This window comes from Corynebacterium sp. (assembly GCF_022712195.1).
In the GTDB taxonomy this organism is placed as follows: Bacteria; Actinomycetota; Actinomycetes; order Mycobacteriales; family Mycobacteriaceae; genus Corynebacterium.
Map to the genome: position 1 here is coordinate 1 of NZ_JALAGY010000071.1, position 12,348 is coordinate 12,348.

A 12,348-nucleotide genomic window follows, 5' to 3' on the forward strand; every position below is an offset into this window, starting at 1 on the left:
GAAAGGACCCCCCTGTGACCGCATCCGACACCACCGCCTCCGGCTACACGGGGCTCGAAGGGGACCTGCGCTTCGGCCCGGCCGCCCCGGTCGAGCCCGCCACGCTGGCCGAGCAGCTCCACCGCACCCTGACCGGCGGGGGCGGACGGACCGCCGTGGTGGGTGACGGCGGCCCCCTCAGCTACGCCGAGCTGGACCGCCGGTCCGCCGCCGTCGCCCGCTACCTGCGCGCCCACGGCATCGGGACGGGCGACCGTGTGGTCGTCGTGGCCCACCGGTGCGGGTGGCTGCCCGTCGTCGCCGTCGGCATCATCCGGGCCGGGGCCGTCTACGTCCCGGTGGACGCCGCCTACCCCGCCGAGCGGGTCAGCTTCATCCTGGAGGACTGCGCCCCCGCGGCCGCCTTCGCCGTCGGCGGGGCCTCCCTGCCCGCCGGGACAGGCGGCCCGGACGCCGACACCGGCACCGCCGTGGGCGGCACCGTCACCGACGACTCGGCGCTGGGCCGGGCGTTCCTGTCCGACGACGGCCCGGGGTTCGGGCCGTCCGACCTGTCTCGCCCGGTGCTGCCCACCGACGACTGCTACCTGATCTACACCTCAGGCACGACGGGCACCCCCAAGGGCGCCCTGAACACACACCTCGGGGTGACCGCGCACTTCCAGTGGATGGGGCGGGTGCTCGGGGGCGCCGGGGACGCCGGGGACGCTGACGGGATCAGGATGCTGCAGAAGGCCCCGGTCAGCTTCGACGTCGGTGTGGCCGAACTCCTCGGCCCGCTGGCCACCGGCGGCACCACCGTGATCCCGGGACCAGACTGGTGGCCCGGTGACGTCGACGCCATGGTGGAGATGATCTCCCGGCACGGCGTGACCGTCCTGTCGATGGTGCCGTCGCTGATGCGGGTGCTGCTCGACGTCCTCGAGGATCTCGGCACTCCCCTGTCGGCGCTGTCGGGTGTCCGGCACCTGCTGCTCGGCGGGGAGGCCGTGCCCGCCGATGTCGTGCGTCGCGCCCGGGACGGGATCGGCTGCCGGGTCCACGGCCTGTACGGCCCCACCGAGGCGGCGATGGACGTCACGTGGGTGGAGTACACCGACGATCTGGTCGACGCCCCGGACTTCGACGACCGGGCCAGCCTCCTCGGCCTGCCGGAGGACAACGTGGGGGTGTACGTGGTCGACGGGGACGGCGTCGAGGTCGACCCCGCCTCCGGGCGGTGGGACCGCGCCGGCGAACTGTGCATCTCCGGGCCCCAGGTGGGCAACGGCTACTTCGGCCGCGCGGAGCTCACCTCAGAGGTGTTCGTGGGGTCCCCGCGGCCCGATGTCGACGGTGGGCGCATGTACCGCACCGGCGACGTGGTCGCCTGGACGGAGGTCGGCGGTACGCGGATGCTGCAGTTCCTGGGGCGCATCGGCGACCAGGTGAAGATCCGCGGCAACCGCGTGGAACTCGGCGAGGTGGAGTCCCGGCTCAGAGAGCTGGACGGTGTGCGCCAGGCCGCCGCCGTCGCGGTGGGCTCCGGCAGAGCAGACGGCACAGGCGGGACAGGCGGGACAGACACGTTGGTCGCGTTCGTCGTCATCACCGCCGGGACCGACGCCACCGGACTCGGCGCCAGGTTGGCCGAGCGGGTGCCCGAGTACATGGTCCCGAGCAGGATCACGGTGCTCGACGCGTTGCCGGTGAGCCCCAACGGGAAGCTCGACCGTCAGGCGCTCAGGGAACGGGCGCGCGACGGCCGGGGCAGCTAGGCCTGCCGGACCTGTTCGGTGAGCAGCTCCCGCCAGGCGTCCGGTGAACTGTCCTCGGCGAGGTCGGCGAAGTCGGCGTCGAAACCCTCCCTGCGCAGGAAGGTCACGACCTCCACGAGCCGGACGGAGTCCAGCCCCTGGTCCATGAGCTCCTCGTCGGTGTCGATCGCGGACACGTCGGTGTTCAGCAGTTCCGCCACCCGGGCGAGCAGACGCCCCATCGTGGCCTCCACCCGGTCGTCCCCTGTCCCGTCAGCAGTTCCGGTCATGTGTGCACCTTCCGTCGTCGTTTGCGGGGTCCGTCCCCGGAGTCACCGCGCAGACTGTACCACCGCCCCGATAAATTAAGTAAGCCTCTCCAACTGTCGACTATGAAAGGACCGCCGGTGTCCCACCCGTCGTCCCCTCCCCTCCTCCCCCTCACCGCGGCACAGCACGGCATCTGGAACGCCCAACGGCTCGACCCGGTGTCGCCCTACTACGTGGTCGGCGAGGTCCTCGAACTCCGTCCCGGGCCCGCGGACGGGACGGCGGTCGACCCGGCGCTGCTCGCCGACGCGGTGCGGCTGACCGTCGACGAGGCGGAGACGCTCCGCCTGCGCTTCACCGACACCGACGACGGCCCACGCCAGTACGTCGACGCGGCCCCGGCGCAGCCCCCGGAGATCCTGGACCTCTCCGGCGCCCCGGACCCCCGCCTCACGGCCGAGGCGGTCATCGACGCCGAGAAGGCGTCCTGCGGTGAACGCTGGCGCACCATGACCGACGGCCCCCTCTTCCGGTACCTCGTCCTGGACCTCGGCGCCGGCGAAGTCTGGTGCATACAGCTGTACCACCACATCATCGTCGACGGGTACAGCGCCGCCCTGCTGACCAGGCGCACCGCCGCGCACTACACCGACCTGGCCGGAGGGAAACCCGCCCGGCGGAACCGGTTCGCCGGAATCGGCGAGATCGTCGAGGCCGACCGCAGCTACCTCGACGGACCCGGGCACACGGAGGACCGGGACTTCTGGCGCGACCGCCTGACACCCCTGCCCGACACCACCGGACGCGAGGACCTCGTCCACGGCGCCGGCACAGCGAGCATCACCACCACGGTCCGGCTCAGCGCGGACGAGGTCGGGGAACTCAAGGCCCGCGCGGAGGCCCACGGGCTGGTGTGGTCCGACCTGGTCGTCGCCGCCTACGCCGCCTGGCTGCGCAAGCTCGGCTTCGCCGGCCGCACCGGGGACGGCACGGGGCACGAGGCGCTCATCGCCATGCCGATGATGGCGCGGACCTCCGGACCGCTGCGCCGCACCCCGGCCATGCTGGTCAACATGCTCCCGCTGCGGTTCCCCGTCGACGCCGACGCCACCGTCACCGAGCTGGCCGGGGTGGTGCGCGAGGCACTCGACGCCACCCGCGCGCACCAGCGCTTCCCCGGCAGTGAGCTGGCCCGCGAACTGGGCACCCCGGCCGTCCTGCACGGCATCGGGCTGAACCTGAAGACCTTCGACTTCACCCTCGACTTCCACGGGGTACCCGGTGTGCTGCGCAATGTCGCCGGCGGCCCGCCGGAGGACCTCGTCCTCGTCGTCACCCCGGCCGCCGACGGTGGTGTGGACCTCGCCTTCGAGACCGACCCGCGGAGCGTGGACACTGCGACCGCCCGCCGGCGGCTCGAGGACATGCGTGCACTGCTCACCGCCGACGGACCGCTGCACGCTGTCCGGCTCCGCAGCCCGGAGACCGTCGCCCGGGCCGCCCGGGAGCGCTCCGGGCCGGCCCTGCCCGGGGAGGTCGCCGGGCTCGACGAGCTCATCGACGGCCTGGCCACAGGGGCCGGACGCCTCGTCGACGGCGGATCCCCCGACCGGGAACTCGACGGGCCGGCCCTGTCCGCCCGGATCGCCGAGTTCGCCGCGCTGGTGACCGGGCGGTCCCGGGAGGACGAGGTCGTCGCCCTGGACCTGCCGAAGGGGACGGACCTCGCCGCAGCGCTGCTGGCCGTCTGGCGGGCCCACCGCGTCGCCGTCGTCCTCGACCGGGAGCACCCGCAGGCCCGGCGCGACCGGATCCTCGCCGACTCCGGCGCTGTCGCCGTGCTCGACGAGGACGGCATCCGCCCCACCGGGGTGCACCACCCCGATACCCCGTCACCCTCGGTGACCGGACTGGCGTACCTGCTCTACACCTCGGGCACGACCGGCACACCCAAGGGGGTCCAGGTGCCCCGCACCGCGGTGGAGGCCCTGCTCGCCGGGCACCGCACCACGCTCTACCCCGACGCCTGGTCCCGGGCGCGCCACCGCGACGGTGACAGCGGCGCCACGCTGCACGTCGCCCACACCGCCTCCTTCTCCTTCGACGCCGCGGTCGACCAGCTCTCCTGGGTGTTCACCGGCGCCACCGTGCACCTCTACTCCACCGACACCGTCGGTGACCCCGCGTCCATGCAGGCGGCCCTCACCGTGGACGGCGTCGACGTCCTCGACGCCACACCGTCGTTGGCCGGTGCGCTGATCGACTCCGGCGCCCTCGATGAGTCACCTGTGTCAACGGTGGTCCTCGGCGGGGAGGCCGTCCCGCAGTCCCTGTGGGACCGGCTCGCACGGTCGACGGGTCCGGCCTTCGGCGCATGGAACGTCTACGGCCCCACGGAGACCACCGTCGACGCCCTGGCGACCCGCATCACCGAGGGGCCGGTGACCATCGGCGTCCCCGTGCCCGGCATGACCGCCGAGATCCTCGACACCGACGGCGAGGTGGTCCCCGACAACGAGACCGGCGAACTCCACCTGTCCGGTCCCCAGGTCGCCCTCGGCTACCACGGCCGGCCGGAGCAGACGGCCGCCGCCTTCGACAGCACCGGCGGCACCCGCCGCTACCGCACAGGCGACCTGGTCCGCTGGGTGCCCGCAGCGGGCAGTGCCCGGGACGACGGGCAGGGTGACGGGGTCCGTGGCGCCCACCACTTCCTCGGCCGCGCCGACCAGCAGCTGGAGATCCGTGGCCACCGGGTGGAGCCCGCTGAAGTCGAGGCGGCCCTGCTGTCCCTCCCCCAGGTCACCGGTGCCGCCGTCGGCACCTTCGGCCCGCCCGGGGCCCTGAAACTGATCGCCCACGTGACCACCGGGAACGCCCCGGCGTCCACCGCGACACCCGCGACACCGGAGTCACCGGAGTCACTGCGTGCCGACCTGGCGGCGTTGGTGCCGGCGCATCTCGTCCCCACCCGTGTCGTCGTCCACGACCGGCTTCCGCTGACCGTCGGGGGGAAGGTGGACCGGGCCGCCCTGGCGGAACTCACCGTCGCCGCCACCGACCGTCCCGACCGTCCCGGCCCGGCCGGAGCATCCGGGGACGGCGGTGAGCCGGTGGGCCGTCGCGTCACCGACGCCGAACAGGAGCTGGCCGACGTCGCCGCCGACCTGGTCGACGGCGCAGTGGATCTGGACCGTGACTTCATCTCACTCGGCGGTGACAGCATCGGCGCACTCACCGCCGCCGGACGGCTCCGCCGCCGTGGCTGGGCGGTCCAGGCGAAGGACCTGCTCACCGGCACCGACCTGCGTGACGTCGCCGCCGCGGCGACCCGGGTCTCCATCGCCGGCCGGCCCGCCCCGGCCGGCGGCACCGCCCGCCGTTCCCCCGGCGCGTCCGGCCCCGACGACGACACCGGAACCGACGCCGCCGTGCGGTACGACACCGGTGCCGTCGCCACCGGCACCGTCACAGGTGAACGCCCGGTGCTACTGGGGCGCCTGCAGGTCCCAGGGCCCCCCTCACCTCACACCCTCCGCTCCGCCGTGGGCACGATGATGGACACCCACGGTGCCCTGCGTGCCGTCCTCGACGAATCCGACCCGGACGCCCCACGGTTCATCGTCCCGCGGGTCCCCCTCATCCGGACGGACGCCGTCGTCGCCACGTCCTCCGTCACCGACGGGGAACTCGCGGGTTCCCTGGACCCGGCGTCCGGCGTGGTGTGGCGCGTCGCCGTCTCCCCCGCCTCCGACGGTCACGACGCCGGTGCCACGGTGCGGGTCGCCGTCGACGCCGGTGTGGCCGACCCCGCGTCCGCCGCACGGATCCTCGACGACCTCGCCGGCGCCCTGCGGGGCGCCCACCCCACCCGGGAGACCGGATCCTCCTGGCGTGCCGGCGCACCTGCACCCCGGCACCTCACCACGGTCCCGGTCCGTACCCGCCGCTCGGCACTGCCCGGGGCCCCGGACGTCCTCGCACGTCTCTCCCGGATGTACACGGTGACCGCCGGGGACGTGGCCGCGGCCACTGCGCTGCTCGCCACCGGTGGCCCTGTCGACCTGCTCACCCGCGGACACGACGTCCCGTCGTCCGAGGTGGTCGGCGCACTGAGTTCGACCCGCCGGATCCCCGCACTCCCGGAGACCGCCCGTGGCTCCGCACGACAGGCACTGCTGCACGCCAAGGAACACCTCCGCAGCACCGGCGCCACCGAAACCGCCGGGGCCGCCGGACCGCCGGCGATGACAGTGACCTGCGGCGACACCCGCATGCTCCCCTACGGTCACGCCGCGCACCACCCGCTCCTCACCGTCGGCGACACCGACCTCGCCCTCTCCACCGCCCTCTCCACCGCCCTGCCCGACGCCCTGCCCGACGCCGGGGCTGCGACCCTGATGGGCCGGATCGACGACGCCGCCACCGCACTGGCGGTACTGTCACTGACCGCCGACGGCGGGGCGTCCCCGTCGGACCTGCACCTCGGGGGCGTGGACCAGGCGACCGTCGACACCTGGGAGCACCTCCACGGGCCGTTGGAGGACGTCCTGCCCCTGTCACCGTTGCAGGAGGGCATGCTCTACCACTGCGTCAGCGGCGGCGACGGCTACGTCCTCGCCGCGGGGGTGGACCTGCGGGGGGACGTCGACCCCGACCGGCTGCACCGGGCGTTCCACGGCGTACTCGCCCGTCACGACCTGCTACGCGCCCGCTTCGACCCCACCACCTGCGACAGGCCCGTGCAGCTCGTCCCCCGGGAGGTCGACCTTCCCTGGCGCACCGTCGACCTGCGCAGCCTCCCCCACGACGCCGCCGTCGCCGCAGCCGACGACCTGGTGCGCGAGACCGCCTCCCGGTCCGTGGACACCGCCACAGGCCCCCTGGTCACCGCCACCCTGGTGCTGTTGCCGGGGAACGGGGACGCCCCGGCGGCGCGTCTGGTGCTGGGCAGCCACCATCTGCTCACCGACGGGTGGTCCACCCCGGTGATGCTCCGTGACCTGCTCGCCCTCTACCATGGCGGCCCCCTCCCGTCGGCCGCACCGTACTCCGACTACCTCGACTGGCTCGCCGGCCGGGAACCCGGGGACGCCGACGACGCCTGGCACGCACGCCTCGACGGTCTCACCGGCGGGACCGTGGTCGCCGACCTGGCGCCGGCACCCACCCCCGGCGAGTCCGGCACCGGCGAGTCCGTGCAGGAGATCGGTCCGGACGCCGCCGCAGCCCTGCTGCAGCGGGCCCACCGCGACGGAGTCACCTCCAGCACCGTGCTGCAGGCCGCGTGGACCCTCACCCTGGCGGCACTGACCAATCGCGACGACGTCGTCTTCGGAACCACCGTCTCCGGGCGCCCCACCGAGCTCGAGGGGATCGAGAACACCGTGGGCCTGTTCATCAACACCCTGCCCTCCCGCGTGCGGCTGTGCCGCACCGACCCGCTCAGCACCCTGGTCACCGGCATCGGCCGTGCGCAGGCGGACATGACCGTCCACGCCTCCACGCCGCTGGTGCACCTCGAACAGCTCGCCGGTGTGGGGACACTGTTCGACACCCTCGTGGTCTACGACAACTTCCCCGCCCAGGACACCGGTGGCACCGGGGACCCGTCGCGGGTGACCGTCACCGGGGTGCACTCCGCCGGGACGACCGACTTCCCGCTCTCCGTCGTCGTCCCGCCGGGAGACTCCCCGCGGATCCTGCTGGCGCACCGGCCCGACCTGGTCGACCCCGCGTTCGTCGACCGTGCCGCACGGACGCTGACCCTGGTGCTCAGGGCCCTCGCCGGCGGGGCCGCAGACGGGGCCGCAGACGGGGCCGGAACTGTCGGTGCAGTGCTCGACGCGGTGTCGGAGACCCTGCCACCCTGGCGTCCGGCAGGTGACGCACTCTCCGCCGCCGCGTCGTCGCCCGGCCCCGCCGCACTGCCTGAACCGCAGGCACAACCTGCACCGCATGCCCCCTCCGCCGCCGCGGAGACGATCGCGGAGGTGATGGCCGGACTGCTCGGCACCCCGGACGTGGACGTCCACGACAACTTCTTCGACATCGGCGGCCACTCCCTGCTCGCCATGCGGCTGCTCGGCAAACTGCGGCGCGTCGGGGACCACGGACTCGACGCGGTGACCATCCAGGACATCGTCGAGACCGGCTCGCCGGCGGCTCTCGCGGCACGCCTCGGGCCCGCGACGTCCGGAGACGGTGCAGGCGTCCGGGACGTCCTGCCCCTGGCAACCGGGACCGGCGCACCCCTGATCTGCGTCCACCCCGCCGGAGGCCTGGCACTGCCCTTCCGCGGCCTGGCCGCGCACCTCAACGACACCGCGGGCCCCGACATCCCGGTCACCGGGCTCCAACTGCCCGACCCCCACCCGGACGTCGCCGACATCCGGGGTCTGGCGGACCGCTACGTCGACACCGTCCTGCGGGAGTACCCCCGGGGACCCGTCCGACTGCTGGGGTACTCCTTCGGCGGTGTCGTCGCCCAGGCGATGACCGCCGGGCTGCTCCGCCGTGGCAGAGACGTCACCTACCTCGGCGTCATGGACGCCTACCCTGCCGGAACGGGCCCGTACGGCGACGACACCCTCCGTACCGGTCCCACTCCCGCCCTCACCGACGCCCAGGTCCGGGCCATGACCGGGACGGACACCGGTGACGGGGAGTCCGCCGGGGCGCTCAGGGAGAACCTGACGTTCTGCGGCAACCTGTTGCGCGCCGCAGAGCCGGTGGACCTGTCGGCCTTCACCGGGACGGCCCAGATCTTCGTCGCCACCCAGGCGGACGAGCGGCTCACCGACCTGTCCGGCCCGTCCCACTGGGACCCGGTGCCCGCCTGGCGCCACGTCCTCCCCCACGAACCGGACGTCCTGTCCCTCCACACCACCCACACCGGACTGACCGTGGACGACAGCTGGGAGCGCATCGCCCCCGCCGTCCGCACGGCCCTGACGACAGCGAAGGAGACCCTGTCATGACCGACCTCCTCCCCAACGGATTCACCGACGACGCCGCCGAGCACTACCGTCGGCTCGGACTGTGGACCGGCGACACCCACTGGGCCCTCTTCCGACGCACCGTCGACGCCCGGCCCGACGCCCTGGCCGCCGTCGACGCCACACGCTCGCTGACCTGGACCGAACTCGACGCCGGGGTCGCCCGCGCCGCCGCCGTGCTGAGCCGTGCCGGGGTGCGCCACGGCGACCGGGCCGTCGTCCAGGTGCCGAACAGCGTCGCCTACCTGGAGGCCGTCCTCGCACTCTGGCGCCTCGGCGCAGTCCCGGTCTTCGCGCTGCCCGCCCACGGCGCCACGGACGTCCGGCACTTCGCCACCCACGCCCCGGCCACGCACTACATCGGGACGTCCTCCCCCGACAGGCACCTGCGCCGCGTGCAGGCCGACCTCGCCCGCCCACTCGCCGACGGCAGGACGGTGACCACCGTGCTCGTCGACGAGCACTCCGACGACCCCTGGTCCTCCGACGGCACGGCCCCCGTCGAGCCGGCCGCACCCCAGGACCTGGCCTTCCTGCAGCTCTCCGGGGGCACCACCGGCGTCCCGAAGCTGATCCCCCGGACCCACGACGACTACCTCTACTCCGTCCGGGCCTCCGTCGACGTCTGTGACCTGCACGCCGACGACGTCCTCCTCGTCGCCCTGCCCGCGGCCCACAACTTCACGATGAGCTCCCCCGGCATCCTCGGTGCACTGCAGGTCGGCGCGACTGTCGTCTTCGCACCGGGACCACTGCCCACCGAGATCCTCCCCCTCATCGCCCGCCACCGGGTCACCCACCTCGCCCTCGTGCCCCCCGCCCTGATCAGCCTGCTCAACTACCCCGACCGGGACGACCACGACCTGAGCAGTGTGCGGACGGTCTGGGTCGGCGGCGCGAAACTCTCCGAGGCCGCCGCCCGACGGGTACGCCCCGAACTCGGGTGGAACCTGCAGCAGGTCTTCGGCATGGCCGAGGGACTGGTCAACTACACCCCGCTGGACGCCGACATCGAGGAGATCGTCTCCACCCAGGGTCGTCCCATGAGCCCGTACGACGAGGTTCTCGTCGTCGACGACGACGATGTCGAGGTACCGCCCGGGTCCCCGGGGCACCTCCTCACCCGGGGCCCGTACACGATTCGCCAGTACCACCGCGCCCCGGAGGTCAACGCCCGCTCCTTCACCGCCGACGGCTTCTACCGCACCGGTGACATCGTGACCTTCACCGACGGCGCACTCACCGTGGTGGGACGGGCGAAGGACCAGATCAACCGCGGCGGGGAGAAGATCGCCCCCGAGGCGGTGGAGAACGTGCTGCTCACCCACCCGGGCGTGCACGACGTCTCCGTCGTCGGCATCCCCGACGAGGTGCTCGGCGAGAAGGTCCGCGCGCTGGTCATTCCCCGGGAGGGCGCAGACACCCCGCTGAAGCCCACTGCCCTGAAGAAGTACGCCCGGGAGCAGGGCCTGGCGAGCTTCGCCGTGCCCGACGTCGTCGAGGTCGTCGGGGAGTTCCCGGTGACCGGTGTCGGCAAGGTGAGCAAGAGGGACCAGGCTCTCCGCCATCCTGCGCCGTGACCCGACACCTGTGCCGGTCCGTGCCCCCGCCGACCGGCACGGTCCCGAACGCGACGACGCCCCCGTCCCCCGGTGTGAACCGGGGGCGGGGGCGTCGCTGCGTCGAGAGGCGCGGGTCCCTGGGAGGGGACTACTTGGCCTTCTCGATGATCTCGACGAGACGGAAGTGCTTGTCCTTGGACAGCGGCCGGGTCTCCTCGATGCGGACGAGGTCGCCGATGCCGGCGGTCTCGTTCTCGTCATGCGCCTTCACCTTGGAGTTGGCGCGCATGATCTTGCCGTAGAGGGCGTGCTTCTTACGGTCCTCGAGCTCGACCACGATGGTCTTGCTCATCTTGTCGGACACGACGTATCCGGAGCGGACCTTACGTGCGCCCTTGGTGTTCTCGTTGCTCACAGTAGCCTCGCTCATTATGCGTCGTCACCACCGGGAACGGTGGACAGTCCGAGCTCGCGCTCGCGCAGGACGGTGTAGATCCGGGCGATGTCGCGCTTCACGGTGCCCAGTCGACGGTTGTTGGACAGCTGACCGGTGGCGGACTGGAAGCGCAGGTTGAACAGCTCTTCCTTCGCCTCCGTGAGACGGGTGGTCAGTTCTTCGTTGTTGAGCTCGCGGAATTCGTGAGCCGGGGTTCCGGTAGCCATCAGAACTGATCCTCCTTCTTCACGATGCGCACCTTGCAGGGCAGCTTGTTGCCGGCACGACGGAGCGCCTCCAGGGCGATCTCCTCGTTGGGGTACGACATCTCGAAGAGAATGCGGCCGGGCTTGACGTTGGCCACCCACTTCTCCACGGGGCCCTTACCGGAACCCATACGCACGCCGAGCGGCTTCTGGGTCAGGGGGCGGTCCGGGAAGATGTTGATCCACACCTTGCCACCACGCTTGACGTGGCGGTTGATGGCGATACGGGCGGACTCGATCTGACGGTTGGTGATGTAGGTCGGCTCCAGGGCCTGCAGGCCGTAGTCGCCGAACGTCACCCGGTTACCGCCCTTGGACACACCGGAGCGGTGCGGACGGTGCTGGCGACGGTACTTCGTGCGCTTGGGGATAAGCACGGGTTAACCCTCCTGCTTCTGCTCTGCGCGCTGACGGCGGGCGCCACCGCGGCGCGGACGCTCACGGTTGTTGCGGCGCGGACGCTCGTCGCGTGCGTTCTGCAGGGACTCACGGCGTCCACCGACGACGTCACCCTTGTAGATCCACACCTTGACGCCGATGCGTCCGAAGGTGGTGTGGGCCTCGTAGGTGCCGTAGTCGATCTCCGCGCGCAGGGTGTGCAGCGGAACGCGACCCTCGTGGTAGCGCTCGGTGCGACCCATCTCGGCACCGCCGAGACGGCCGGAGCACACGACCTTGATTCCCTTGACCTCGGGCTGGCGCATCGCGGACTGGATGGCCTTGCGCATCGCGCGGCGGAATGCCACGCGGTTGCTCAGCTGCTCGGCGATGGACTGTGCCACCAGCTGAGCGTTCGCGTCGATGTTCTTGACCTCGAGGATGTTCAGCTGAACCTGCTTGCCGGTGAGCTTCTCCAGCTGACCGCGGATGCGGTCGGCCTCGGAGCCACGGCGCCCGATGACGATGCCCGGGCGGGCGGTGTGGATGTCCACGCGGACCCGGTCGCGGGTGCGCTCGATGACGACGTCGGCGATGCCGGCGCGGTCGAGGCCCTTCGACAGGAACTCGCGGATCTTGATGTCCTCGGCGAGGTAGTCAGCGTACTGCTTGTCGGCGTACCAGCGGGAGCGCCACTCGGAA

At 72.4% G+C, this 12,348-nt stretch carries 8 protein-coding genes; 3 read left to right on the forward strand and 5 right to left on the reverse strand.

The genetic code is table 11. The features are described from left to right. Window positions 1-14: 14 nt before the first annotated feature. Window positions 15-1,757, forward strand: a complete 1,743-nt coding sequence (locus Q0A34_RS09290) for an amino acid adenylation domain-containing protein (RefSeq protein ID WP_291479716.1) — start codon at window positions 15-17, stop codon at window positions 1,755-1,757. Here Q0A34_RS09290 and Q0A34_RS09295 read toward each other — a convergent pair. Beyond that, the gene (locus Q0A34_RS09295; RefSeq protein WP_291479717.1) at window positions 1,754-2,026 is read right to left on the reverse strand and encodes a phosphopantetheine-binding protein; all 273 of its coding nucleotides are present in this window, start codon (window positions 2,024-2,026) and stop codon (window positions 1,754-1,756) included. The two genes, Q0A34_RS09290 and Q0A34_RS09295, sit on opposite strands and share 4 nt — an antisense overlap. 102 nt (window positions 2,027-2,128) lie before the next feature. Between Q0A34_RS09295 and Q0A34_RS09300 the strand changes: the two genes are divergently transcribed. Both Q0A34_RS09300 and Q0A34_RS09305 read left to right on the forward strand, forming a co-directional pair. Beyond that, entirely contained in the window at window positions 2,129-8,986 is a 6,858-nt protein-coding gene (locus Q0A34_RS09300; protein ID WP_291479718.1) for a condensation domain-containing protein, read from the forward strand. Next, window positions 8,983-10,584 carry an AMP-binding protein gene (locus tag Q0A34_RS09305; protein WP_291479719.1) on the forward strand — a complete coding sequence of 534 codons (1,602 nt, stop codon included), beginning with the start codon at window positions 8,983-8,985 and terminating at the stop codon, window positions 10,582-10,584. Before Q0A34_RS09300 ends, Q0A34_RS09305 begins: the two co-directional genes overlap by 4 nt. Window positions 10,585-10,714: 130 nt before the next feature. Here Q0A34_RS09305 and rpsQ read toward each other — a convergent pair whose 3' ends face one another. From rpsQ to rpsC, 4 genes are all read right to left on the reverse strand, one after another. Beyond that, a complete protein-coding gene (gene rpsQ / locus Q0A34_RS09310; RefSeq protein ID WP_075814251.1) occupies window positions 10,715-10,996 on the reverse strand; it encodes a 30S ribosomal protein S17 in 282 nt (93 codons plus the stop codon). Further along, window positions 10,996-11,229 (reverse strand): 50S ribosomal protein L29, encoded by a 234-nt coding sequence (rpmC, locus tag Q0A34_RS09315; RefSeq protein WP_038546298.1) that lies wholly within the window; start codon window positions 11,227-11,229, stop codon window positions 10,996-10,998. Before rpmC ends, rpsQ begins: the two co-directional genes overlap by 1 nt. Further along, window positions 11,229-11,645 (reverse strand): 50S ribosomal protein L16, encoded by a 417-nt coding sequence (gene rplP, locus Q0A34_RS09320; RefSeq protein WP_038546294.1) that lies wholly within the window; start codon window positions 11,643-11,645, stop codon window positions 11,229-11,231. Before rplP ends, rpmC begins: the two co-directional genes overlap by 1 nt. Window positions 11,646-11,648: 3 nt before the next feature. Beyond that, window positions 11,649-12,348 (reverse strand): 30S ribosomal protein S3 (rpsC, locus tag Q0A34_RS09325; protein ID WP_291479720.1); only part of this gene is annotated, 700 nt, incomplete at its 5' end.

Bases quoted from the DNA above. Each gene is read 5' to 3' on its own strand.
- Q0A34_RS09295 (WP_291479717.1), bottom strand. From the start codon at position 2,026: ATGACCGGAACTGCTGACGGGACAGGGGACGACCGGGTGGAGGCCACG.
- Q0A34_RS09300 (WP_291479718.1), top strand. From the start codon at position 2,129: ATGAAAGGACCGCCGGTGTCCCACCCGTCGTCCCCTCCCCTCCTCCCC.
- Q0A34_RS09305 (WP_291479719.1), top strand. From the start codon at position 8,983: ATGACCGACCTCCTCCCCAACGGATTCACCGACGACGCCGCCGAGCAC.
- rpsQ (WP_075814251.1), bottom strand. From the start codon at position 10,996: ATGAGCGAGGCTACTGTGAGCAACGAGAACACCAAGGGCGCACGTAAG.
- rpmC (WP_038546298.1), bottom strand. From the start codon at position 11,229: ATGGCTACCGGAACCCCGGCTCACGAATTCCGCGAGCTCAACAACGAA.